This is a genomic window from Streptomyces sp. NPDC052040 (assembly GCF_044548405.1).
Taxonomy (GTDB): Bacteria; Actinomycetota; Actinomycetes; order Streptomycetales; family Streptomycetaceae; genus Streptomyces.
The window spans coordinates 280,375-303,396 of record NZ_JBIUBV010000009.1; the positions used below are offsets into that span (position 1 = coordinate 280,375).

Here is a 23,022-nt window from a genome sequence, read left to right on the forward strand (position 1 = left end):
ACGCCCCTGGTGCCCGCCCCTCCCGGTCGGGCACCAGGGTGGACACCGGGTCAGGGCAGTGCGTGGACGTGCGGCCCCACCGTGTTGGACCAGGCGTTGCCCGAGGCCGCGTCCCAGTTCGTCGACCAGGTCATCGCGCCCCGCAGATCCGGGTAGGTGGCCGACGGCTTGAAGGAACCGCAGTTCGCGGCCCGGGTCAGGCAGTCCAGGGCGTTGTTCACCACGGCCGGGGAGACATAGCCGCTGCCCGCCGCGCTGGTCGAGGCGGGCACACCCAGGCCGACCTGGGACGGCGACAGACCGCCCTGGAGCTGGATGCAGGCCAGGGCCGTCAGGAAGTCCACCGAGCCCTGGCTGTAGACCTTGCCGTCACAGCCCAGCATGGAACCGCTGTTGTAGTACTGGGTGTTGACGACGGTCAGGATGTCCTTGATGTTCAGCGCGGTCTGGAAGTAGCCGTTCGACGTCGACTGCATGTCGATCGTCTGCGGCGCCATGGTGATGATCAGCGACGGTCCCGCCTTCGACGACAGCTGCCGCAGCGCCTGGGTCATATAGGTCGCGTTGAGGCCGTTCTCCAGGTCGATGTCCACACCGTCGAAACCGTAGGTGCCCATCAGCGCGTAGACCGAGTTCGCGAAGTTCGCCGCCGACGCCGGGTCGCTCACCGACACCGTGCCGTTCTGCCCGCCGACCGAGACGACCACCTTCTTGCCGGCCGCGTGCTTGGCGGCGATGTCCGCCTTGAACTGGTCCACCGTGTAGCCGCCGAGGCCCGCCGAGTCCAGGGTGAAGGAGACCGCACCCGGTGTGCCCGTGGCGTCCGCGAAGGCCACCGCGATGATGTCGTACTGTGCGGGCACGTCCGAGATCCGCTGCACCGTCGCGCCGTTGTTGAAGTTCTGCCAGTAGCCCGTCACCGCGTGCTTCGGCAGGCCGCCGCCGCCTCCGCCGGAAGAGGGGGCCGTGGTGGCCGTCACCGGGGCCGACTTCGGGGACTCGCCCGCCGCGTTGGCCGCCGTCACCTGGAACGCGTACGACGTCGACGGGGACAGCCCGGTCACCGTGGCCGAGGTGCCGGTCACCGCGGACACCTTGGTGCCGTCCCGGTAGACGGTGTAGCCGGTCGCGCCGGACACCGCGGCCCAGGACAGGGACGCCGACGAGGACGTGGTGGAGGCGACGGCGAGGCCGGTGGGGGCCGCGGGCACGGTCGGGGCGGGGTCGCCCCCGCCGCCCCCGTCCGGGCCGTAGACCGACACGTCGTCCGCGTAGTAGGCGGCCTGGCCGTACCAGCCGTGCAGATAGACCGTCACCGAGGTCGTCGAGGAGCCGGTGGTGAAGCTCGTGGACAGCTGCTTCCAGCCCGCCGAGTCCGGGGTCCAGGTCGACACGTCCGTGGTGCCGGTGCCGGTCGCGCCCAGATAGGTGTAACCGCCCTGCACCCATGCGCTCAGGGTGTAGGCCGTGTTGGGCTTCACCGCGACCGACTGGGTGCACTGGGCGTTGTCCTGGCCCGCCGGGACCGCCTTCAGCGCGGCCGTGCCGCCGTGCACCGGCGACGACACCGTCGTACCGCTCCCGGCGGAACAGGTCCAGCCCGTGAGGCCGGACTCGAAGCCGCCGTTCCTGGCGTTGTTCACGTCCGCGGCGGCGGCGTGCCCGGCCCCCAGAAAGGTGAGGGCGAGCGCGGCGACGGCGGTCCCGGCCAAGGTGCGTCTGCGAGGGAACATGCCTGGTACGCGGTCCACTTGGGCCTCCGATGCAGGGGAGAAGGGGGAGGTGGGGACGTAGGGAGAAGAGGGGGAGTGGGGGGAGCGTGAGGGGGTGGGGGAGTTGGGGAGTGTGAGGCTGGGGGGAGTGGGGGAGGGACGTGCGGAACGGTGGCCACCGTCTGATCCATGAATTTGGTCCAGACCAATAGGCTTGTCAAGATGTCCGACGCTGCAACGCCCCTGCCGCTGTGCCGAGTTGCGGCATATGCCCCTACACTGTGTTGATCATGGTCACACCTTCGGTGAGATGATCTTCCGGATTCGGTGTTGAGCCGGGCATGCCGTGGATATGGTGCTGGTGCAGGACGATGCAAGAGGACGCAACAGGGGCCATCTGAGGCGGGGGTTCGACCATCCCGCCGCAGTGAACGGGGTGGTGTGCAGCCGTGCCGACCGCGATAGCCGTCACCAGTCCCGACCTCGTGCTCCCGCCGCCCGACCGGGGGACCCCGCCCGCCGTGGTCCAGCCCGGGCCCGCCCTTGAGCAGTCCCTGACCGGTATGCACGCGCTCATCGAGCAGCACGGATACGTCGTCGTGCTGCACTCCGGGTCCGGGTCCGGGGACGACCCGGTCGTGCAACGGCTGCACACCGTGCGTTCCGTCCTGGAGAGCGACCGCATCGCGCTGCTCGGCACCGATCTGCCGCCGCTCGGACTGGCCCTGCTCGCCCAGCAGTTACGCCAGCTGTCCGTCTGCGACTTCAGCCCCGGTGTGCTGGCGTCCGCCGCGCGACTGCTCGCCCACTACATCTACGCGGGCGCCCTCCTCGGCTCCGTCACCAGGCTCGACCGCGTCCCCGTACCGCTCGCCTCGCACGCCAAGTCCTGGGTGCCGAACGCCCAGTTCGCCGTACTCGCCCACCCCCGGCCGCACCTCGTCCGCGTCGGCCAGCAGGACCTGCCCGGACCCGAGTTCGCCACCCGGATGGTCGTCGCCGCCGGACAGCCGCCCTCCGACTGGGTCACCGCCACCCTCGCCCCCTCCTGGCGCGTCCAGGGCGTCCAGACCGTGCCCCTCCCGGCGGACTCCGGGCGCTGGTGGGGAACCCAGAAGCTCGTGGAGTTCGCCGCGGGCCTGCACGACATCTCCGTGCTCCACCAGCTCGTCTCGTCCGTACGGCGCGAGAGATGCCACTGGTGCGGCCTCGAACTCATCGGCGACCGCTGCGCCTTCTGCTCCGCGCCCCTGACCCCGCCCCCCGAACTCCGGCCGACCGCCGCAGCCGCCCGCACCCTCCCGCAGGGCGGCACCTGAGCACCGTACGCCCCACCGCTCGAACGCCCCACGGCCGGACAGCGGGTCCGTCCGACCGCACGGCACATCCCTTCGAGGTGAGATGTAGTGAACGCACGTCAGCGCCGCGGCGTCATCCTGCTGGTGCTCTCGGCCCTCGCGGCCGTCGGCGCCTTCGCGGGCGTTCTGTCGGTGGTCCGCGACGTGAACTCGAAGGTCGGCCCGGAGGTCACGGCGTACCGGCTCCGCGGCGACATCCCGCCCTACCGGGAACTCGCGCCCGACCAGTTCCAGAAGGTCTCCATGCCCCGGCGCTGGCTGTCCTCGACCGCGGTCACCAGTCTCTCCCAGATCCGCGGCAAGATAGCCGTCACCCGGCTGGAGAAGGGGTCCCTGCTCCAGACCGACATGATCGTCGACCGGCCCGCACTCCAGGCAGGACAGCAGGAGATCGCGATCATGATCGACGCGTCCACCGGTGTGGCGGGCAAGATCGACCCCGGCTCGCGGGTCAACATCTACGCCACCTTCAAGGCCCAGAACGACAAGGGCCGGGACGAGTCCCGGATCATCGTGACCAACGCCCGGGTCCTCGACGTCGGCAAGCTCACTGCCCTCGACCCGGACCAGTCCAGCGACGAACGACGGCAGAACGCCACCGAGGCCGTCCCCATCACCTTCGCCCTCGGCACGGCCGACGCCCAACGGGTCGCCTACGCCGAGTCGTTCGCGGAACACGTCCGGCTCGCCCTGGTCGCGGGCGGCTCCGAGACCCCGGTCCCGCCCGGCGACCGTACGTACACCCTCGACCAGGACAAGTAGGAGGCCACGCATGAGGTCCCTCCCGGTCTCCGACGGGCCCTTCCGCAGTCGATCCGTCCGCAGTCGACCCGTCCTCAGCGGGTCCGCCTCCGGCGGGCTCGACCCCGTTCCCGGTCCCGGCTTCTGCTTCGGCCCCGGCCCCGGCCCCGGCCCCGGCTTCGGCTTCGGCTTCGGCTTCGGAGGGTTTCGCCGATGACCATCCGCATCCTTCCCGCCGTCGGCGACGTCGAGGCGGCCCGCGCGCTCACCGGTCTGCTCGGCCGGCTCCCCGACGCCGAGGCCGCCCAGCCGGTGCCGGACACCACCGCCCTGCTCGACACCCTGGCGCGGCTGGCCGGTGACTCGCTCGACGAACTGCCCGAGGTGGTACTCGTCCACGAGCGGATCGGGCCCGTCCCCGCGCTCGACCTGATCCGCGACCTGGCGATGCGCTTCCCGGCCGTCGGGGTCGTCCTCATCACCGCCGACACCAGCACCGGCGCTCTCACCGCCGCGATGGACTCCGGCGCCCGGGGCATCGTCACCTTCCCCCTCGGCTACGACGCCCTCGCCGAACGCGTCCAGGCCGCCGCCACCTGGTCCGCCGGGATGCGGCGCCATCTGGGCAGCACCGGACCGGGGCCCCACGCGGGCCCCGGCGGCACCGTGGTCACGGTGACCGGTGCCAAGGGCGGGGTCGGCGCGACCGTCACGGCGGTGCAACTGGCGCTCGCGGCACGGGCGTCGGGCCGCACCGTCGCCCTGGTCGACCTCGACCTCCAGTCCGGTGACGTCGCCTCGTACCTGGATGTGCAGTTCCGCCGCTCGGTGGCCGACCTCGCCGCGATCGCGGACATCACCCCCCGGGTCCTCCAGGACGCCGTGTACACCCACGACAGCGGTGTCGCACTGCTGCTCGCCCCCGCCGAGGGCGAACGTGGCGAGGAGGTCACCGACCGGGTGACCCGCCAGATCATCGCCGCCCTGCGCTCCCGCCACGACGTGGTGATCGTCGACTGCGGCGCCCAGATGAACTCCGCGACCGCCGCCGCCGTGGAGGTCGCCGACCAGGCGCTGCTGCTGGTCACCCCGGACGTGGTCGCGGTCCGCGCGGCCAAGCGGATGGTGCGGATGTGGGACCGGCTCCAGATCCGCAAGGCCGAGGAGACGCTCACGGTCGTCAACCGTCACTCGCGCGGTACGGAGATCCAGCCGTCCCTCGTCGAACGCATCACCGGCACTCGGGTGGCCCGCGCCGCGGTCCCGGCCTCCTTCAAGGAACTCCGGCCGGTCGTGGACGCCGGACGGCTCCAGGACCTCGACGCCCGTTCCGCGGTGAAGCAGGGGCTGTGGTCGCTGGCAGGGGAACTGGGCCTGGTGGCAGCGAAGGAGGACGGGGGCGGCCGCAGGCGCCGGGCGCCGTCGGAGCGGGGGACGCTGGTCCCTTGGCGCAAGGGCGGCGACCGGGGCGCGGTCACCCTGGAGTTCGCCGCGATGTTCCCGCTGGTGCTGGTCGTGATGGCACTGCTGTGGGAGTGCGTCCTGTACGGCTACACCTACTCCCTGGCGGGCAACGCGGCCGACGAGGCGGCCCGCGCGGCCACGGCCGCGTACGCCGTGCAGGGCGATGTGGCGGGCGCCTGCCGACAGGCGGGCGCCGCGCATCTGCCGTCCGCCTGGAGCGGAGCGGACATCGCCTGCGGCCAGGACGGCCCGGTGATGAAGGCGACGGTACGGGCAAGGGTCCCGCTGTTCTTCCCGGGCGTCGACCCCGGATGGCAGGTGGAGGGCACCGCCGGGGCGGCCCTGGAGGGGGACGGCCGATGAGAACACCACCACGCACGGAGGGGACGACCGGGCGGCCGGGTTCGCGGTCACGCCGCTGGGGGACTGGGTGGCCGGGGGCACGGTCACGCCGCTGGGGGGCCGGGCGGCCGGGCTGGCGGTTACGCCGCTGGGGGATCGGGCGGCCGGGAGCGCTGCTACTCCGCCGGGGCGCCGCGTGGCGGGAGGCGCCGTCACGCCCCCCGAGGACCGCACCGTCACGCCCCCCGAGGGCCGGGCGGCCGGAGGCACTCCTACGCCACCGGGCCCCCGGGCGGCCGGAAGCACGGCTGCGCCGCCGGGACGACCGCGGGGTCTCCATGCTCGAATTCGCCGGATTCCTGCCCATCCTCCTCCTCATCGGGATGGCCGCCGTCCAACTCGGCCTCATCGGCTACGGCATCAACCAGGCAGGCACCGCCGCCCGCGCCGCCGCCCGGGTGGCCTCGCAGAACGGCGACGGCAACGCCGCGGGCGCGGCGGCCGTCAGCGACTGGCTCCACCCGAGCGTCGACGCCCCCCGCGGCGCCGGAACCACCACCGCCACCGTCACCGTCACCGTGCCCTCCGTCGTGCCCCTCCTCGGCGACTGGCCCGTGACCCGCCGCGCCACCATGCCCAACGACCCCGACCCCCTCGCCCCCGGAAGGAGCCGACGACCGGCATGAGCCTGCGTTCCCGCATCGCCGCCCCGGACGACGGCGCGGCCGCCCGCGAGGACGGACACCTCGTCGCGGTCTACCGCGCCAAGCTCCTGGAGGAGATCGACCTCGCCGAGATGTCCGGCCTCGCGACCGCCGAACGCCGTGTCCGCCTGGAGCGCGTCCTCGGCCACATCATCAGCCGCGAGGGCCCGGTCCTGTCCTCGGCCGAACGCGCCCAGCTGATCCGCCGGGTCGTCGACGAGGCACTCGGCCTCGGCGTCCTGGAACCGCTGCTCGCCGACGCCTCGATCACCGAGATCATGGTCAACGGGCCCGACTCGGTCTTCGTCGAACGGGCGGGCCGCGTCGAACAGCTCCCGCTGCGCTTCGCCTCCACCGAGCAGCTGATGCAGACGATCGAACGGATCGTCTCCACGGTCAACCGGCGCGTCGACGAGTCCAACCCCATGGTCGACGCCCGCCTGCCCACCGGCGAACGCGTCAACGTCATCATCCCGCCGCTCGCCCTGACCGGCCCCACCCTCACCATCCGCCGCTTCCCGCGCGCCTACACCCTGCCCGAACTCATCGGCCTCGGCTCGCTGGACGAGCAGATGCTGATGCTGCTGGCCGCGTTCGTCCGCGCCCGCTTCAACGTCATCGTCAGCGGCGGTACGGGCTCCGGCAAGACGACCCTGCTGAACGCCCTGTCCGGGCTGATCCCCGTGCACGAGCGGATCATCACCATCGAGGACTCGGCCGAACTCCAGCTCCAGCAGGAGCATGTGATCCGACTGGAGTCCCGCCCCCCGAACGTCGAGGGCAAGGGCCACGTCACCATCCGCGACCTGGTCCGCAACAGCCTCCGGATGCGTCCCGACCGCATCATCGTCGGAGAGGTCCGCGGCGGCGAGACCCTCGACATGCTCCAGGCGATGTCGACGGGTCACGACGGCTCCCTCGCCACCGTCCACGCCAACTCCGCCGAGGACGCCCTGATGCGCCTCCAGACCCTGGGCTCGATGTCCGAGGTGCTCATCCCGTTCGAGGCGCTCAAGGACCAGATCAACTCCGCGGTGGATGTGATCGTCCAGCTCGCCCGGTTCGCCGACGGCTCCCGCAAGGTCGTGGAGATCGCCCTCGTGGTCTCCCACGGCCGCGAGCAGTTCCGCGTCGCCACCGTGTCCCGCTTCCGGCCCGAGCCGCTCGGCGCCGACCGGCTCGTCCGCGGCCGCTTCGAACACCTCCCGGTGCCCCGGACGGTCGCCGAGAAGCTCTACGTCGCCGACGAACCCCTCCCGCCCGCCTTCGGCATCGCGGAATCCCCCGACCACCTCAGGAGCGCGCCATGAAGGACCTCGCTCTCCTCGCCCTCGGCGCCACCGTCCTCACCGGCACGCTCGCCGTCGCCGGTGTCCATCTGTACGCCTCCGGCCGGGCCCAGCGGCAGGCGCTCGTCGACCGGCTCGCCGACGGCCGGTCCGGGCCGCAGCGCACGGCGGGCGGCAGGGTCAAACGCTTCACCGTCGTGGACCGGCGGCTGCGCCGCACCCGCCTGGGCCGCGCCCTCCAGCTCCGCCTTTCGGCGACCGGACTCGACCTCACACCGGGGGAGTTCTCCGTCTGTGTCGCCGCCGTCGTCGTCGCGCTGTGGCTGATCGCGGCGTCCACGCTGGCTCCCTTCTTCGGCCCGATCGCCGCACTGGTGGGCGCCTGGGGAGCGGCCGTCTTCCTCAACTGGCAGCGGCAGAAACGCATCGAGGCCTTCATCGGCCAGCTCCCGGACGTGGCCAGGCTGCTGGCCAACGCCACCGCCGCCGGTCTCGCCCTGCGCACCGCCCTCGCCATGGCCGCCGAGGAGCTGGAGGCCCCAGCGGGCGAGGAACTCGCCCGAGTGGCCGACCAGTTGACGCTGGGCCGCACCATCGACGACACCCTCGGCGAACTCGCCGTACGCCTGCCCTCCCGGGAACTGGTCGTCCTGGTCACCACCCTCGTCCTGGCCAACAAGGCGGGCGGCTCGGTCGTCGACTCGCTGCGCAACCTCACCCAGACCCTGGAGGACCGCAAGGAGACCCGGCGCGAGGTCCGCACCATGCTCTCCGAGGTCAACGCGACGGCCTTCACGGTCCCGCTGCTGGGCCTCGGCTCCCTCGTGCTCGTCGACTCCTCCAACGACGGCGCCCTCGCCCGTGTCACCGGCTCCCCGCTGGGCCAGGGCCTGGTCCTGCTGGCGCTCGGCCTCTACACGGCCGGCTTTGTCGTCATCCGCCGCCTCGGCAAGATCGAAGTGTGAGGGGGGACTCGCGATGACCGGACTGCTGCCCCTGCTCCTCGCCCTGCTGACGGCCGTCTCCGTCACGGGGATCCTCCTCGGTATCCGGATGATCCGCGCGGACGCCAAGCTGCCGGGCGATCTGGCGCTCGCGCTGGAGGTGGGCGCCACCCGGGTCTCCGCGGCGGGCTCGGCCGTCGACCGGCTCGGCATGCGCTTCGCCCCGCTGGTGCTGCGCCTGATGGGCCCCCGCCGGGTCGACGCCAAGCGCCGCCGGATCGACATGGCGGGCAACCCGGGCGGCCTCACCCTCCAGCGCTACGCCGCCCGCCGGGCCGTCTACGGCGTCTTCGGCCTGGTCGTGGGCCTGATGTTCGTCACCAACGGGCAACTGCTGTTCGCCGTCCTCACCTTCGCCTTCGGACTGCTCGCCGCCGACGCCCTGATCTGGCAGGCCGTCCGCGAACGCAAGGACGTCATCGAACGCACCCTGCCGGACTTCCTGGACGTCCTCGCCGTCGTGGTGTCGGCCGGACTCGGCTTCCGCCAGGCGCTGGACCGGGTCGCCGAGAAGTACGAGGGTCCCTGGGCGGACGAACTCCGCATCACCCTGCGCCAGATGGACATGGGCGTCAGCCGCCGCCAGGCCTTCGACGAACTGCGCCGCCGCAACTCCTCCGAGCAGGTGAGCCAGTTCGTCTCCGCACTGCAACAGGGCGAGGAGCTGGGCTCCCCGATCGCCGAGACCCTGATCCAGCTGGCCACGGACATGCGGCGCACGGACGCCCAGAACGCCCGCCGCCGCGCGGCCAAGACGATTCCCAAGGCCACCCTGGTCACCCTCGTCTTCATGCTCCCGGCAACGATGATCCTGATCGCCACGGGCATGTTCCTGGGCTCGGGGACGGACTTCGGCTCGATCCTGGGCCGGCGATGAGCAGCCGGGTACCCCGCACCACCCCCGGCTATCTGGAGGACGACGCCCCGCCGCCGCCCAGCGTCCGCCTCCAACTGGGCGCGCTCCAGGCCCTGTGCCGCCAGACCGTGGCCGTGCGGCTGGCCACGGTGGTGATCGGCGCCCCCTTCGCCCTGGCCAACACCTCCTCCGGCGCTCCCCGCTACGCCGTCCTCACGGCGGCCGTCCTCGGCGTCATGACCTCCTACGCCCTGCTGCGCGACTGGGAGCGCGTCGGCCCGCGCCTGCTCGCCCACCCGGCCCTCATGGCGCTCGACCTGCTCTTCGTCGCCACCCTCCTGCTGACCGCGTCCCCCGTCTCCCCCCTCGCCTACGCCACCGTCTGCACCCCCCTGCTGTCCGGACTGCTCTACGGCTGGCGCGGCGCGGGCGTCCTCACCGGACTGCAACTGACCGTGGTACTCGGGGTGTTCCGGGCCTGGGAGCATCGGCCGGGCGTCGGCGCCAGCACCCTCCTGATCGCCGGGTTCTGTGTCGCCGCGGGCATCATCGGGGTGACCCTGCGCAATCTGATGTTCCGCTTCGGCGCGGCCGGTGAGGCACTGGCCGAGGCGAATGCCCGGCTCGCGGCCGCCGAGGCCGTGGAGTCCGAACGGGCCCGTCTGGCCCGGGAGATGCACGACTCGCTGGCGAAGACCCTGTACGGTCTGGCCCTGTCCGCCGAGGCGCTCGCCGTCTCGGCCCGGCACCGTGACCCCGCCGTACTCGAACGGCAGGCGGCCCAGGTCGCCGACGCCGCCCGGAGCGCCGCGGCCGAGTCCCGCGCCCTGCTGCGGGACCTGCGGCACCGCAGTGACTTCACCGCCGGGCGGACGGACCTCGCCGCCGAACTGACGGCACGGACACGCGCGTTCGCTGCCCGCAGCGGCGCCGAGACCGAGCTGAACCTGCCCGGGACACCGCTCCTCCTGTCCTACGCGGCCGCCCACGACGTACTGTCCATCGCCTCCGAGGCGCTGGAGAACACCCACCGCCACGCCCGCGCCGGCCGCGTGCGCATCGCGCTGGACGCGACCGGCCCCGAGGCGTTCGACCTGAGGATCGGGGACGACGGCATCGGCCTGCCCCCGACCGCCGTACCCGAGGACCTGGCGGAAACCGGCCACTTCGGTCTGCTGGGCATGGCGGAACGCGCCGTGTCCCTGCGCGGCCGCCTCCGGCTGGGCCGCTCACCGCTCGGCGGCGCCGAGATCCATCTGCGCGTCCCCGCCCCCGACCCCGCTCCCCACCGCCCCCAGGAGGAGGCCGCACATGCCTGACCAGGCACTTCCCGGCCCGCCGCTGCGCGTCCTCGTGGCCGACGACAATCCCGTCGTACGGGCGGGCCTGACCGCCCTGCTGTCCGTCCACTCCGACATCGAGGTGGTGGCGGAGGCGTCCGACGGCGGACAGGCCCTGGCCCACGCCGCCCGGCACCACCCCGATGTCGTCCTCCTGGACCTCCGGATGCCGGGCACGGACGGCCTGACCGCACTGCCCGAACTGGCCCGTGGCTCCCTGGTGATGATGCTGACGTACAGCAGCGAACCCGAGGTCGCGGCGGAGGCGCTGCGCCGCGGGGCCTCCGGCTTCCTGGTGCACGGCGAGTTCACCGCGGCCGAACTCGTCTCTGCCGTGCGGCAGCTGAGGCAGGGTCGGCGCCCTGTCCGGTCTTCGCTCGGTGTTTCCTCCCAACAGGGCAAAAGTGCTTCGCAGCTGCAATCGTTTATGGCACATTCGTCGAAGGCCCTCACCGCCCCCGCGGGCCTTCCCCGGCGCCGTGCCGCGGGATGGCTGGACTTCGGGCTGAGTTCCAGGGAGGTGGAGGTCATGGATCTCATCGCGGCCGGTATGAACAACCGGCAGATCGCCGCCGCCTGCTTCATCAGCGAGAAGACGGTGAAGAATCACATCAATCGCATCTTCGCAAAGCTGCACAGTTCCTCCCGCAGCGAGGCGATCGCCCGCTGGCTCGGCACGGCCGACGGGGGGTGGCACCGATGACCCCCGCACAGCAGGGAAGTTGGGCCCCTGGGCCCACTCGGAGCGGGGGCCCTTTCCCCTACGGTGCCTGGGTTGGTCGTATCCGCATCGGGCGGGAGGTCGGGGGCCGTGGTGACGAGGACGAGGCGCAGGATCGGCACATGGGCGCGGACCGTGGTGTCCCGGGTGCGGGGAACCGGACGGGACGCGGGGGCCGGGTTCGTGGAGTACGCGGGGCTGATGATCATCATTGCGGGGATCTTCACGATGATCGACGGACTGGGGCTCGACGGCGCGATCTCGGGAGCGATCATGCGTGCCGTGAACAACGTCATCGGCGGCTGACCGCTCTGCACCGAGGCGCGGACCGTGGGCAGACGCTTCCCCTGTACATCTGGCTGACGGGGATCCTGCTCTTCGCCGCGATCGCCTTCTTCGTCTTCGCCCAGGCAGCGTCCGCCCGCAATGGAGCCCAGTCCGCGGCGGACGCTGCCGCGTTGGCGGCGGCACAGGACTCCCGCGACGAGTTGCTGAGGGGCCTCGAAGGCGCCGTAGGACAGGACGGCGACGGCGACTGGCTGACCTGGCTGCGGGGCGACGGTCTGCTGGGCACCGGGGCGAGCGCCGCCGCCGGACGGCTCGCCGCCGCCAACGACTCCACGGTGCTGGGCTTCGACCCCACCACCGTGGAGGGCCATCCGGGATACCGGGTGGCGATCGAGACGCGCTACACGGTGGGGAAGTCCATCATCCCGGGCACGGAGACACAGCACGCGAGGGCCGAAGCCGTCGCGGTGGTCCAGCCCCGCTGCACCGTCCCGGCGGACGCGGATCCCAAGAAGCCCGTCCAGCTCGACTGTGACGGCCGCTCCGTCGACATCGACCCCGGACATTTCGATCCGGGCGACCTTCCCGATGCGTCCGTGCTGTTCTCCGTGCATCTGGCCAAGTGAAAGGAAGCCGTACCGATGGACTCTCCGCGCACCAGAAGGGGCCGCAGGGCGCTGAGCGCGGTCGCGATCACGATCGGGCTGGTCCTCGCGGTGGCCGGCTGCGGCGGGAGCGGTGACAGGCAGTCGGACAAGAGCCCCGGAGGGTCGTCCGCACCCGCCCGGAGCGGCGCGTCCGGTCAGAAGCAGTCCCAGGCACCGCAGACGGACTCCGTGCTCGCCGAGGTCAAGGGGGAGAACGGGCTGACGCTGACGGTGACCTCCGCCAAGCGCGACGGCGGAGGCTTTGTGACCGTCGAAGGGACGGTCACCAACAACACGGGCACGCTGTGGGTCGCAGCGGACTGGCGCGGCGACGAACAGGAGCTGGCCAGGAACGGCGGTTCCATCGCCGGAGCCAGCCTGATCGACCAGAAGGGCAAGAAGAAGTACCTGATCCTCCGTGACACCTCGGGGCGCTGTCTGTGCACGCAGTTCACCGGGGGAGTCAGGGACGGCGCGACCGCGCAGTGGTTCGCCCAGTTCCCCGCCCCCCCCGACGGCACCGACACCGTCGACTTCCAGGTTGGTGCCATGCCCCCCGCCTCCGTCGACCTCTCCCAGGGGTGAACCGTCATGCCCCTGCCGTTCCGCGCCGCCACCGCCCTCTCGCTGCTCACCGTGCTCGGCCTGGCCGGCGGCCCCGCGGCCATGGCCGACGACAACCCGAGCGCACCGCCCGGGACCGTCGCCACCTCGCCGCCCCCCTCCGTCGACCCCACCAGCCCGGGGCTGAAACTCGCCGACGGAGCCACCCTTGCCCCCGCCAAGGTGTTGGACATCAAGTCCGTCGTGGAGGACCTCGGCGGCGAGGAGCGGCGCGAGGACACCAATGAGAGCGTCACCTTCGCACTCCAGGCGGAGGTGCTGTTCGCCAAGGACAGCGCCACGCTGAACCCGCAGGCCCGCTCCCGTATCGACGCCATCGCGGACGAGGTCAAGAAGCAGAACGCCACCAGCGTCCGCGTCTTCGGCTTCACCGACAACCTGGGCACGTACGCCCACGGCCTGGTCCTCTCCAAGGCGCGCGCGGAGGCGGTCCACGACCAGCTGGCGGCGCGGCTGGGCGGGACCGTCACCTTCGAGGTGCGCGGCTACAGCGAGGACTACCCGATCGCCGACAACTCCACGGAGGAGGGCCGCCGCAAGAACCGGCGGGTGGAGGTGTCGTTCCCCAGGGGAGAGGCCTCCCCGAACCCGGCGGACGGCGCCGGGGGCTGAGCCCCCGCCGGGAATCACCCGGAGCCGCCTCCCCGCCCGCGCGTCGCCGCTGCGCGATGCTCGTGCCGTCCGGATGGTTGGCCGGCGTCGTCACCGGGAGCTGCCATGAGAAAGATCGTCCTGATGATGTCCATGTCCCTGGACGGCTTCATCGAGGGCCCGAACCGCGAGATCGACTGGCATCTGGTCGACGACGAACTGCACCAGCACTTCAACGATGTGCTGAAGAAGATGGGCGCGTTCCTGAGCGGACGCATCACCTATGAACTGATGGCCGATTTCTGGCCCACTGCGGACGCCGATCCGCACCGCTCGGGGCCCATGGTCGAGTACGCCCGGATCTGGCGGAACATGCCGAAGATCGTGTTCTCCCGGACCCTGCACCACGCCGACTGGCACACCACGGTCGTCGGGGAGGTCGTCCCCGAGGACATCCGGGCGCTGAAGGAGCAGGACGGCGGCGACCTGGCGCTCGGCGGCGCCGCCCTGGCCGCCGAGTTCCTGCGGCACGACCTCGTGGACGAGTTCCGGGTGTACGTCCACCCCATCCTGGTCGGCCGCGGACAGCGCCTCTTCGCGGACAGCGACGAGCTGACGGGTCTGCGCCTCCTCGACTCCCGCAGATTCGGCAACGGCGTCGTCCTGCTGCACTACGAGCGCCCCGGCCCGGACGACCGCTAGCCCGGCCGAAGGAGCCGTAGGAAAGGGCACGGCGGCGACAAAAGGCGTTGTGGGCCACGGGTCCGTACCGATAGGAAGATCGCATGACTGCTCTCGGTGCTGTGTTCCGGCCCCAACTGCCCCCCGAGCGGCTGCGCCCGCTGGCCCGACTGGCGGACGAGTCGGGCCTCGAAGAGCTGTGGCTGTGGGAGGACTGCTTCCTGGAAGGGGGCATCTCCTCCGCGGCCGCCGCGCTCGCCTGGACCGAGCGGCTGCGCGTGGGCGTCGGACTCCTCCCCGTACCGCTGCGGAATGTCGCGATCACCGCGATGGAGGCGGCCACACTGGAACGCATGTTCCCGGGGCGGCCGGTGCTCGCCGTGGGGCACGGCGTCCAGAGCTGGATGGGCCAGGTCGGCGCCCGCGCCGAGTCGCCCGTCACCCTGCTGCGCGAGTACCTCGACGCCCTGCGGGCCCTGCTCCGCGGCGAGCGCGTCACCACCGAGGGCCGGTATGTGCGCCTGGACGGCGTCGCACTGGACTGGCCGCCCGCCGAGCCGCTCCGCATTCTCGCCGGAGTCGGCGGACCCCGCTCGCTGCGGCTGTCCGGCGAGGCCGCGGACGGCACCATCCTGACGGCCGCCACCCCGCCGGACGGCGTACGGCGGGCCCGTGCCCTCATCGAGGAGGGCCGCGCGGCGGCCGGCCGCACCGGCCACCACCCCGTCGTGGTCTATCTGCTCACCGCCACCGGCCCCGACGCGGCGGAGCGCCTGCGGACCGAGCAGGCGGCGGAGGGCCTGGACTCGGTGCCGGGCCTGGGAGTCGCCGGGGATGCGGGCGCCGTCGCGGAGGCCGTCCGGCGGCTGGCGGACGCGGGAGCCGACACGGTGGTCCTCCAGCCCACGGCCGACGAGCCGGACCCCGAGGGCTTCGTACGCTTCGCGGCCGAGGCGGTCCGCCCGCTGCTGCCGTAGCCTCCCGCACCGCCCGCCCCCGCTGCCCGCTGCCGGAGGGAGCGCCGATATCCGGTCGCGTCCCGCCCCCGCCCGCTGACAGCATGGCCGGTATGGCCGATATAAGCGGTGGCGACCGTACGTTCGAGGACCTGGTCCGTGAGGCCGTCGACGCTTCTGTCGAGGGCTGGGACTTCTCCTGGTTCGAGGGCAGGGCGACGGAGGAGCGGCCGCCCTGGGGCTACGCGCGCTCGATGGCCGGGCGGCTCGGGCGGGCCGGGGCCGCGCTCGACATCCAGACCGGGGGAGGGGAGGTCCTCGCCTCCGCCCCGGCGCTCCCGCCGCTCACCGTCGCCACCGAGGGCTGGCCGCCGAACGTGGCCCGGGCCTCCGCACTGCTGCATCCGCGCGGTGCCGTGGTCGTCGCCTCGCCCGAGGAAGCGCCGCTGCCGTTCGCCGACGCCGTCTTCGACCTCGTCACCAGCCGCCACCCGGTGCGGACGTACTGGAGCGAGATCGCCCGGGTGCTGCGCCCCGGCGGTACGTACTTCTCGCAGCAGGTCGGCCCGGCGAGCGTGTTCGAGGTGGTCGAATACTTCCTCGGACCGCAGCCGCCGGAGATCCGGTGTGCCCGGGACCCCCGGCGGGCGCGGGCCGAGGCCGAGGCGGCCGGTCTCGACGTGGTCGACCTCCGCGAGGCCCGGCTGCGCATGGAGTTCCACGACATCGGCGCGGTGGTCCACTTTCTGCGCAAGGTGGTCTGGATGGTGCCCGGCTTCACGGTGGAACGGCATGAGGAACGGCTGCGGTCCCTGCACGAACGGATCCGCACCCAGGGGCCGTTCGTCGCGCACAGCACCCGCTTCCTCGTCGAGGCCCGTAAACCGGGGGCGGAGGCGGCCCGGTGAGCCGCCGGGCGCCGGGGGTTTCCACATCGTTATCGCGGGCGGCTCGCATGCCCCGCACGGCCCGCGTTAAGTTCGTACCAAGGTAATTCGCGTGAGCAAAGCTGCGCGGGCGGCACCGCGCAGTGGAGGGGGCTGCGCGGTGCCCCGCGTCCCGCATCGACCCGCCGTCAGGCCCCGTGCAGCACCAGCCTGGCCCCGCGCCGTACGCCCCAGTGCTCCATCGCCCCGGCCTCCGCCTCCAGGACATGGCGGGCCCGGAGGCGCGGCAGCCCGATCCGCCCCGGCCGCATCGTCCGCACCGCCAGCACCCGCAGGTCGCGGTCCAGATGGGCGACGTCGATCGCGAACCGCATCCCCAGGGTGTGCACCGCGCTCGCCGGACTCAGCAGCAGCGCCCCCTCGACCCCCTCCCGCCCGAGCAGCCCGCGCCGCCGCTCGCGCGCCGACCGGGCGACCTCCAGGGGCACCGGCGCGGCGGGCGCCCCCGCCGTGGTGAACGTAGCCATGGCGGCGAACCTAGCCCCGCAGTCAAGCCGCCGATACCCCCGCGCGTCACCCGCCCGGAGTACGGCCGAAAGGGGCACCGACTGTCCTGTCATCGCACAAAAATCCCTTGGATCCCTCGGAAATCCGCCGGATCTCCTTTGAATCCCCTGCGATTCAGCCATGTGACGGCATGGAATGAACGCCTCCGAGGCCACCGGCGCGTTGCCGGATGATTTCGGAGAGTAGTTATTTTGCGGCAATGCACGTGACAGCCCTTACGAAGGGTTATGGTGGAAACCCCCCCTCGGGCCGGTCCGTCTCCCCCCCACGGACCGGCCCGTTTTTCTTGTCACCCGCCCGGACCGGAACCCGGACGGGTGCCGCACACGTCCCACAGGGGGACGGAACGTACCGCCGCACACGTCCCACACACGGACGGAAGGTACGTCCGAAAGCACGACAGGGGGCCGCCGTTCACCGGCACGGCACCCGGCCGGGCCGCCGACACCCCTGGCCGGAGCCCCCGTTCTCCGGGGGTAGGCTTCGCGTCCGGGGACCGCCATCCGACGGGGAGCGCACCCGCCCGCACCTGTCTGATCCGCACGGAGGGGCTGACAATCACGTGAACCTGCGCGACAAGCTGCGCGGCCTGCTGGTCAGGCTGTACGCACGCCGGGTGGAAGGCCACCTGGACCACGCTCAGGTGCCCAAGCACATCGGCGTCATCATGGACGGCAATCGGCGCTGGGCGAAGGCGGCGGGCTCGACCACCGCGCAGGGCCACCAGGCCGGTGCGGACAAGATCGAGGAGTTCCTCGGCTGGTGCGCCGAGACGGACGTCGAGGTCGTCACCCTCTGGCTGATGTCCACGGACAACCTGAACCGGCCCAAGGACGAGCTGGTCCCGCTGCTCGGGATCATCGCGGACACCGTGCGCTCGCTCGCCGCCGACGGCCGCTGGCGGGTCCACCACGTCGGCGCGCTCGACCTGGTGCCCGGCCATGTGCGGACCGCGCTCAAGGAGGCCGAGGAGGCCACCGCGCACGTCGACGGGATAGTGGTCAACGTCGCGGTCGGCTACGGCGGCCGCCAGGAGATCGCCGACGCCGTCCGCTCCATGCTCGTCGAGGCCCGGGACAAGGGGGCCTCCCTGGACGAGATCGTCGACACCGTCGACGTGGACACGATCGGCCGGCATCTGTACACCAGCGACCAGCCGGACCCCGATCTCGTCATCCGAACCAGCGGCGAGCAGCGTTTGTCCGGTTTCATGCTGTGGCAAACGGCCCATTCGGAGTACTACTTCTGCGAGGTCTTCTGGCCGGCCTTCCGCAAGGTCGACTTCCTGCGCGCCTTGCGCGACTACGCCGCGCGGCACCGCCGCTACGGCGGCTGACACCCCGTCCGGTTCCGCCCCCGTTCACTCTTTTGGGCGCGGTCCGGACGAGGGGCGTTACGAGGAGTTCACCGGGGCGCCGCCGTGTGCCCTGGCATGGCCGCGCGTGTTCGAGGGCATAAGCCAAACAGGTCGACACCCGAACCACGGGTGTCGTATCTCAGCGGACGGCTCGGGGCCGTCCGCCCGGGAGGCCCTTTGCACCAGCCCGACCGTGCGGTCTCGGCACGGAAGACGCAGCGGAGGGCCGGTTCTCGGCCCGTGCATCGCGGCCGTCGACCGGTCCAGATTCACTCCGTCGCTCCCCGACCTCATCCGAGGGGGTACGTCCTTCCGTGGTGACCAGCACAAAGCGCCACAAGCCAGACCGGCGCACCTATGTTCTCGACACCAGCGTCCTGCTGGCCGACCCGAACGCCATGACCCGCTTCGAGGAGCACGAGGTCGTGCTCCCGGTCGTCGTGGTCACGGAGCTGGAGGCCAAGCGGCACCATCCCGAACTCGGCTACTTCGCCCGGCAGGCGCTGCGCCTGCTCGACGACTACCGGGTGCGGTACGGCCGTCTCGACGCCCCCCTCCCGACCGGAGACCTCGGCGGAACGCTCCGGGTCGAGCTCAACCACTCGGACCCCAGCGTGCTGCCCACCGGCTACCGCCTGGGGGACAACGACTCCCGCATCCTCGCGGTCGCCCGCAATCTCCAGGCGGAGGGCTTCGACGTCACGGTCGTGTCCAAGGACCTTCCGCTGCGGATCAAAGCCTCCTCGGTCGGGCTCCTCGCCGAGGAGTACCGGGCGGAACTGGCCATCACGGACTCCTCCGGCTGGACCGGGATGTCCGAACTGACCCTGTCGGCCGAACGGGTGGACGTCCTCTTCGAAGAGGGCCGTGTACATGTCCCCGAAGCCGCCGGACTTCCCGTGCACACCGGCCTGACGATCCAGTCGGAGCGGGGCAAGGCGCTCGGACGCGTCACGGCGGAGGGTGACGTTCGTCTGGTCCGCGGGGACCGCGAGGCCTTCGGCATCAAGGGCCGCAGCGCCGAGCAGCGGATCGCGCTCGACCTGCTGCTCGACCCGGACGTGGGGATCGTGTCGATGGGCGGCCGGGCCGGTACCGGCAAGTCCGCGCTGGCACTGTGCGCGGGCCTGGAGGCGGTGCTGGAACGCAGGCAGCACCAGAAGGTGATGGTCTTCCGGCCGCTGTACGCGGTCGGCGGGCAGGATCTGGGCTATCTGCCCGGCACCGAGGCCGAGAAGATGAGCCCCTGGGCGCAGGCGGTCTTCGACACCCTGTCCGCGGTCACCACCCGTGAGGTCGTCGAGGAGGTCACGGCGCGCGGGATGCTGGAGGTCCTCCCGCTCACCCATATCCGTGGCCGCTCGCTGCACGACGCCTTTGTGATCGTGGACGAGGCGCAGTCCCTCGAACGGAACGTGCTGCTGACCGTGCTCTCCCGGATCGGCGCCAACTCGCGCGTGGTGCTGACGCACGACGTGGCCCAGCGGGACAACCTGCGGGTGGGCCGGTACGACGGAGTGGTCGCCGTCGTGGAGAAACTGAAGGGGCATCCGCTCTTCGCGCATGTCACACTCACCCGGTCCGAGAGGTCCCAGATCGCTGCCCTTGTGACCGAAATGCTCGAAGAGGGGCAGATCTGACGCTCTGCCCAACGTAAGGCGGTTACTCGCCAGTTGGCGCCGTCCGGCAAAGGCCAAGAGCTTAGCCGGGCGGCGCTTTGCTGCGCGGGTATTTCCGAGATTCCCTTGAGCCAAACGAGGTGTGAGCTTTCACACTCGGCGCAGAATTGCCACCTGGCGTCCGGTTACGGCAGAGTCTCACTCCTGTCAGGCCCCGCATACGACACACCTGTACCCCCAGCGGTACGGCACCACAGAAGAGCCAGAACTCCATAGAGCCGTCGTATGCCGCCCGCGCACCACGCGGCGCTTCCCTCGCGGAAGTTGCCCACCGGGCCCGTGCCTCCCGTGACCCCGCAGTTGGGAGGCCAGCGTCAGGGGCACGATTGCGTCCGCCAGGGTCACCGAAGCGGGCGATGCTGGAAGGAAAACCGTGTGAGCCGGATTTCGGTCCGGGGATTCGCAGTGGCCTCGGCCACGGCGGTCACCGCTGTCGGCGCCGTCACCGGTGTTGCCTCGGGCAGCACTGGACAGCCCTCGAGCGACGCCGAGGCAACGGCCAGCGAGACGACTCTCCTCGCGGACATACCCGCGGGTGAGCAGGCGCAGGTGCAGACCGCGTCCCTGACGCAGCAGGCCGACGCCCAGGGCATCGCTGCGGACGCGAGCGCCAAGAAGGACGCCGAGGAATCGGCTCGCAAGCAGGCGGCCGCGGACGCGATCGCCAAGCAGCAGGCCGCCCAGAAGGCCGAAGAGGACGCCAAGGCACGCAAGGACGCCGAGGAGAAGGCCAGCCGCGACGCGACCCGTGACGCGTCCAGCTTCCCCGTCCAGGGCTCGTACTCGGTCGCGCAGATCCAGGCGATGGCGCGGCAGATGGTGGGCGCCGGCCAGTTCCAGTGCTTCAGCAATATCGTGGACCACGAGTCCACCTGGAACTACCAGGCGGTCAACGCCTCCTCCGGTGCCTACGGCCTCTTCCAGGCGCTGCCCGGCTCCAAGATGTCCTCGGTGGGCGCCGACTGGCAGACCAACCCGGCCACGCAGATCAAGTGGGGCCTCAACTACATGAACAGCCGGTACGGCAGCCCGTGCCAGGCATGGTCGTTCTGGCAGGCCAACAGCTGGTACTGAGCCGCGGCTCCGTCGGCCCCGGCCCGCTCAACCTCCCGCAGCCCCTCACCGTCTACCGGTGAGGGGCTGGCGGTGTTCACTGCCGACGGCGCCCGCCATGTACGGTCGGAGGCGACGACTCCAGGGGGAGTGGTGGGCATCACCCGGAGAGATGGGGGAAGAGGACGGATCATGTCGCAAGTGCCAAGCTGGCTGGCCCGGATCGGCACCGGGATCACCCAGGTGGGTGAGCGGCTCGACGAGCGCCGTGCCGAGGTGGCCAAGGAGCACACCGAGCCCGGACCGCCCCCGGTGGCCGACCCGATGCAGCCCCCCGCCCACACCCCCGCCGTGCCGCCGCCGCGCCCGCACCCCGCCGAGGCCGTCCCCTGGGGCGTACGGGTCGCGGCCGAGGCGGGCTGGCGGCTGCTGATCCTCGCGGGCACCGTATGGGTGCTGATGCGGGTCATCAGCGCCGTGCAGCTCGTGGTGCTCGCCTTTGTGTGCGCGCTCCTCATCACCGCCCTGCTCCAGCCCACCGTGGCCCGGCTGCGGCGCTACGGAGTGCCGCGGGGGCCCGCGACCGCGCTGACCGCCGTTCTCGGCTTCGTCGTCATGGGACTGATCGGGTGGTTCGTCACCTGGCAGGTGATGGAGAACATCGACTCGCTCTCCGACCAGATCCAGGACGGCATCGACGAGCTGCGCAAGTGGCTGCTGCACAGCCCCTTCCATGTCACCGACAAGCAGATCAACGAGATCGCCAAGAGCCTGCGGGAGGCGATCGGCGCCAACACCGACCAGATCACCTCGGCGGGCCTCGAAGGCGTGACGGTCATCGTGGAGGCGCTCACCGGCATCCTCCTGACGATGTTCTCCACCCTCTTCCTGCTCTACGACGGGCGGCGCATCTGGGAGTGGACGCTCAAGCTGGTGCCCGCCGCGGCGCGACCGGGGGTCGCGGGCGCGGGTCCGCGGGCCTGGCGCACCCTGACCGCCTATGTACGGGGCACGGTGATCGTGGCCCTGATAGACGCGATCTTCATCGGTCTGGGGATCTACTTCCTGAACGTCCCCATGGCGGTGCCACTCGCCGTCTTCATCTTCCTGTTCTCCTTCATCCCCCTGGTGGGGGCGGTGGCCTCGGGTGCGCTGGCGGTGGTGGTGGCACTGGTCACCCAGGGCGTCTTCACGGCCATCATGACGCTGGCCGTGGTGCTCGCGGTCCAGCAGATCGAGGGCCACATCCTCCAGCCGTTCATCCTGGGCCGGGCGGTACGGGTCCATCCGCTGGCGGTGGTGCTGTCGGTGACGGCCGGCGGGATGATCGCCGGGATCGGCGGGGCCGTGGTGGCGGTGCCGCTGGTGGCGGTGACCAACACCGTGGTCGGCTATCTGCGCTCCTACGCCAACGCGGTGCCCCATCAGCAGCAGGCGCAGCCGGACCTCGCCCCGCCCGTCGTGGAGACCGCGGTGGAGCCGCCGCCGGAGGGCGCCCCCACCGCCTGACGGCCGCCCCCCGAGCGGAGACACGGGCAGAGACGCAGACGAGGACTCACGAAGAGGACACACAAAAGGGCCCCTTCCCGGCGGAAACCGGGAAGGGGCCCTTTCGGCAGTGCAGCCGTTACTCGGCCAGGACCGCCTCGGCGTCCAGGGTCGCACCGACCGCCTGGATCACCGCAGCGATCTTGAAGGCCTCCTGGATGACGTCCCGCTCCAGGCCCGCCTTGCGCAGGACCTGCTCGTGGGAGTCCAGGCACATTCCGCAGCCGTTGATCGCGGACACCGCGAACGACCACAGTTCGAAGTCGACCTTGTCGACCCCGGGGTTGCCGATCACGTTCATCCGCAGACCCGCGCGCAGGGTGCCGTACTCGTGGTCCGACAGCAGGTGGCGCGTGCGGTAGAAGACGTTGTTCATCGCCATGACGGCCGCCGCGGCCTTGGCCGCGGTGTACGCCTCGGGCGAGAGGTTCGCCTTGGCCTCGGGCTCCAGCTCACGCAGCACAATCGGCGAGCGCGAGGCGATCGCGGTCGCCAGCACCGTGCCCCACAGCTGCTGGGCGGGCAGGTCCGAGTTGCCGATGACCGAGCCCAGGTTGAGCTTCAGGTCCTTGGCGTAGTCCGGAACGGCGGACTTGAGGGAGTCGAGCGACAT

At 71.5% G+C, this 23,022-nt stretch carries 23 protein-coding genes; 20 read left to right on the forward strand and 3 right to left on the reverse strand.

The window, feature by feature from the left end; genetic code table 11:
* Positions 1–50 precede the first annotated feature (50 nt).
* Entirely contained in the window at positions 51–1,733 is a 1,683-nt protein-coding gene (locus ACIHAA_RS20410) for a chitinase (RefSeq protein WP_399819016.1), read from the reverse strand.
* 428 nt (positions 1,734–2,161) lie between these two features.
* On the opposite strand from ACIHAA_RS20410, the gene ACIHAA_RS20415 reads away from it, so the two are divergent.
* The 16 genes from ACIHAA_RS20415 to ACIHAA_RS20490 all read left to right on the forward strand — a co-directional run bounded on the left by ACIHAA_RS20415 (position 2,162) and on the right by ACIHAA_RS20490 (position 16,226).
* Complete coding sequence (locus ACIHAA_RS20415; protein ID WP_399819018.1) at positions 2,162–3,031, forward strand: hypothetical protein; 870 nt, start codon at positions 2,162–2,164, stop codon at positions 3,029–3,031.
* Between the two features lie 87 nt (positions 3,032–3,118).
* Positions 3,119–3,832 carry a Flp pilus assembly protein CpaB gene (gene cpaB, locus ACIHAA_RS20420; protein ID WP_399819020.1) on the forward strand — a complete coding sequence of 238 codons (714 nt, stop codon included), beginning with the start codon at positions 3,119–3,121 and terminating at the stop codon, positions 3,830–3,832.
* 192 nt (positions 3,833–4,024) lie between these two features.
* A complete protein-coding gene (locus ACIHAA_RS20425) occupies positions 4,025–5,638 on the forward strand; it encodes a CpaE family protein (RefSeq protein WP_399819022.1) in 1,614 nt (537 codons plus the stop codon).
* Between the two features lie 287 nt (positions 5,639–5,925).
* The gene (locus tag ACIHAA_RS20430; protein WP_399819100.1) at positions 5,926–6,303 is read left to right on the forward strand and encodes a TadE/TadG family type IV pilus assembly protein; all 378 of its coding nucleotides are present in this window, start codon (positions 5,926–5,928) and stop codon (positions 6,301–6,303) included.
* Positions 6,300–7,631, forward strand: a complete 1,332-nt coding sequence (locus ACIHAA_RS20435) for a CpaF family protein (protein WP_399819024.1) — start codon at positions 6,300–6,302, stop codon at positions 7,629–7,631. The genes ACIHAA_RS20430 and ACIHAA_RS20435 overlap by 4 nt, the downstream gene beginning before the upstream one ends.
* On the forward strand, positions 7,628–8,575 hold the full coding sequence (locus ACIHAA_RS20440) for a type II secretion system F family protein (protein ID WP_399819026.1): 948 nt from the start codon (positions 7,628–7,630) through the stop codon (positions 8,573–8,575). The genes ACIHAA_RS20435 and ACIHAA_RS20440 overlap by 4 nt, the downstream gene beginning before the upstream one ends.
* Before the next feature lie 13 nt (positions 8,576–8,588).
* Positions 8,589–9,491 (forward strand): DUF5936 domain-containing protein, encoded by a 903-nt coding sequence (locus ACIHAA_RS20445; protein WP_399819028.1) that lies wholly within the window; start codon positions 8,589–8,591, stop codon positions 9,489–9,491.
* Entirely contained in the window at positions 9,488–10,789 is a 1,302-nt protein-coding gene (locus ACIHAA_RS20450; RefSeq protein WP_399819030.1) for a sensor histidine kinase, read from the forward strand. Before ACIHAA_RS20445 ends, ACIHAA_RS20450 begins: the two co-directional genes overlap by 4 nt.
* Positions 10,782–11,513: a response regulator gene (locus ACIHAA_RS20455; RefSeq protein WP_399819032.1), complete on the forward strand. Its 732-nt coding sequence runs from the start codon at positions 10,782–10,784 to the stop codon at positions 11,511–11,513. The genes ACIHAA_RS20450 and ACIHAA_RS20455 overlap by 8 nt, the downstream gene beginning before the upstream one ends.
* A gap of 132 nt (positions 11,514–11,645) precedes the next feature.
* Positions 11,646–11,837: a hypothetical protein gene (locus ACIHAA_RS20460; protein ID WP_399819102.1), complete on the forward strand. Its 192-nt coding sequence runs from the start codon at positions 11,646–11,648 to the stop codon at positions 11,835–11,837.
* Positions 11,838–11,842: 5 nt separating this feature from the next.
* Positions 11,843–12,445: a pilus assembly protein TadG-related protein gene (locus ACIHAA_RS20465; RefSeq protein WP_399819104.1), complete on the forward strand. Its 603-nt coding sequence runs from the start codon at positions 11,843–11,845 to the stop codon at positions 12,443–12,445.
* Positions 12,446–12,460: 15 nt separating this feature from the next.
* A complete protein-coding gene (locus ACIHAA_RS20470; RefSeq protein WP_399819034.1) occupies positions 12,461–13,051 on the forward strand; it encodes a hypothetical protein in 591 nt (196 codons plus the stop codon).
* Positions 13,052–13,057: 6 nt separating this feature from the next.
* Positions 13,058–13,702, forward strand: a complete 645-nt coding sequence (locus tag ACIHAA_RS20475; RefSeq protein ID WP_399819036.1) for an OmpA family protein — start codon at positions 13,058–13,060, stop codon at positions 13,700–13,702.
* A gap of 105 nt (positions 13,703–13,807) precedes the next feature.
* Positions 13,808–14,383, forward strand: coding sequence for a dihydrofolate reductase family protein (locus ACIHAA_RS20480; protein WP_399819038.1), 576 nt, complete (start codon positions 13,808–13,810; stop codon positions 14,381–14,383).
* Between the two features lie 83 nt (positions 14,384–14,466).
* Complete coding sequence (locus ACIHAA_RS20485; RefSeq protein WP_399819040.1) at positions 14,467–15,339, forward strand: LLM class flavin-dependent oxidoreductase; 873 nt, start codon at positions 14,467–14,469, stop codon at positions 15,337–15,339.
* A gap of 92 nt (positions 15,340–15,431) precedes the next feature.
* Positions 15,432–16,226, forward strand: a complete 795-nt coding sequence (locus ACIHAA_RS20490) for a class I SAM-dependent methyltransferase (RefSeq protein WP_399819041.1) — start codon at positions 15,432–15,434, stop codon at positions 16,224–16,226.
* Positions 16,227–16,393: 167 nt separating this feature from the next.
* Here ACIHAA_RS20490 and ACIHAA_RS20495 read toward each other — a convergent pair whose 3' ends face one another.
* A complete protein-coding gene (locus ACIHAA_RS20495; protein WP_399819043.1) occupies positions 16,394–16,732 on the reverse strand; it encodes a DUF192 domain-containing protein in 339 nt (112 codons plus the stop codon).
* A gap of 602 nt (positions 16,733–17,334) precedes the next feature.
* Between ACIHAA_RS20495 and ACIHAA_RS20500 the strand changes: the two genes are divergently transcribed.
* The 4 genes from ACIHAA_RS20500 (at position 17,335) to ACIHAA_RS20515 (ending at position 22,370) form a co-directional block, all read left to right on the forward strand.
* Positions 17,335–18,108 carry an isoprenyl transferase gene (locus ACIHAA_RS20500; RefSeq protein ID WP_399819045.1) on the forward strand — a complete coding sequence of 258 codons (774 nt, stop codon included), beginning with the start codon at positions 17,335–17,337 and terminating at the stop codon, positions 18,106–18,108.
* 335 nt (positions 18,109–18,443) lie between these two features.
* A complete protein-coding gene (locus tag ACIHAA_RS20505; protein ID WP_399819047.1) occupies positions 18,444–19,769 on the forward strand; it encodes a PhoH family protein in 1,326 nt (441 codons plus the stop codon).
* Between the two features lie 414 nt (positions 19,770–20,183).
* Positions 20,184–20,882: a transglycosylase SLT domain-containing protein gene (locus ACIHAA_RS20510; protein ID WP_399819049.1), complete on the forward strand. Its 699-nt coding sequence runs from the start codon at positions 20,184–20,186 to the stop codon at positions 20,880–20,882.
* Positions 20,883–21,053: 171 nt separating this feature from the next.
* Complete coding sequence (locus ACIHAA_RS20515) at positions 21,054–22,370, forward strand: AI-2E family transporter (RefSeq protein WP_399819050.1); 1,317 nt, start codon at positions 21,054–21,056, stop codon at positions 22,368–22,370.
* Positions 22,371–22,488: 118 nt separating this feature from the next.
* On the opposite strand, the gene ACIHAA_RS20520 is transcribed toward ACIHAA_RS20515, so the two are convergent.
* A complete protein-coding gene (locus tag ACIHAA_RS20520) occupies positions 22,489–23,022 on the reverse strand; it encodes an alkyl hydroperoxide reductase (RefSeq protein WP_399819052.1) in 534 nt (177 codons plus the stop codon).

Bases quoted from the DNA above. Each gene is read 5' to 3' on its own strand.
- ACIHAA_RS20435 (WP_399819024.1), top strand. From the start codon at position 6,300: ATGAGCCTGCGTTCCCGCATCGCCGCCCCGGACGACGGCGCGGCCGCC.
- ACIHAA_RS20425 (WP_399819022.1), top strand. From the start codon at position 4,025: ATGACCATCCGCATCCTTCCCGCCGTCGGCGACGTCGAGGCGGCCCGC.
- ACIHAA_RS20410 (WP_399819016.1), bottom strand. From the start codon at position 1,733: ATGTTCCCTCGCAGACGCACCTTGGCCGGGACCGCCGTCGCCGCGCTC.
- ACIHAA_RS20470 (WP_399819034.1), top strand. From the start codon at position 12,461: ATGGACTCTCCGCGCACCAGAAGGGGCCGCAGGGCGCTGAGCGCGGTC.
- ACIHAA_RS20490 (WP_399819041.1), top strand. From the start codon at position 15,432: ATGGCCGATATAAGCGGTGGCGACCGTACGTTCGAGGACCTGGTCCGT.
- ACIHAA_RS20495 (WP_399819043.1), bottom strand. From the start codon at position 16,732: ATGGCTACGTTCACCACGGCGGGGGCGCCCGCCGCGCCGGTGCCCCTG.
- ACIHAA_RS20440 (WP_399819026.1), top strand. From the start codon at position 7,628: ATGAAGGACCTCGCTCTCCTCGCCCTCGGCGCCACCGTCCTCACCGGC.
- ACIHAA_RS20455 (WP_399819032.1), top strand. From the start codon at position 10,782: ATGCCTGACCAGGCACTTCCCGGCCCGCCGCTGCGCGTCCTCGTGGCC.
- ACIHAA_RS20520 (WP_399819052.1), bottom strand. From the start codon at position 23,022: ATGTCGCTCGACTCCCTCAAGTCCGCCGTTCCGGACTACGCCAAGGAC.
- ACIHAA_RS20475 (WP_399819036.1), top strand. From the start codon at position 13,058: ATGCCCCTGCCGTTCCGCGCCGCCACCGCCCTCTCGCTGCTCACCGTG.
- ACIHAA_RS20480 (WP_399819038.1), top strand. From the start codon at position 13,808: ATGAGAAAGATCGTCCTGATGATGTCCATGTCCCTGGACGGCTTCATC.
- ACIHAA_RS20445 (WP_399819028.1), top strand. From the start codon at position 8,589: ATGACCGGACTGCTGCCCCTGCTCCTCGCCCTGCTGACGGCCGTCTCC.
- ACIHAA_RS20515 (WP_399819050.1), top strand. From the start codon at position 21,054: ATGTCGCAAGTGCCAAGCTGGCTGGCCCGGATCGGCACCGGGATCACC.
- ACIHAA_RS20450 (WP_399819030.1), top strand. From the start codon at position 9,488: ATGAGCAGCCGGGTACCCCGCACCACCCCCGGCTATCTGGAGGACGAC.
- ACIHAA_RS20485 (WP_399819040.1), top strand. From the start codon at position 14,467: ATGACTGCTCTCGGTGCTGTGTTCCGGCCCCAACTGCCCCCCGAGCGG.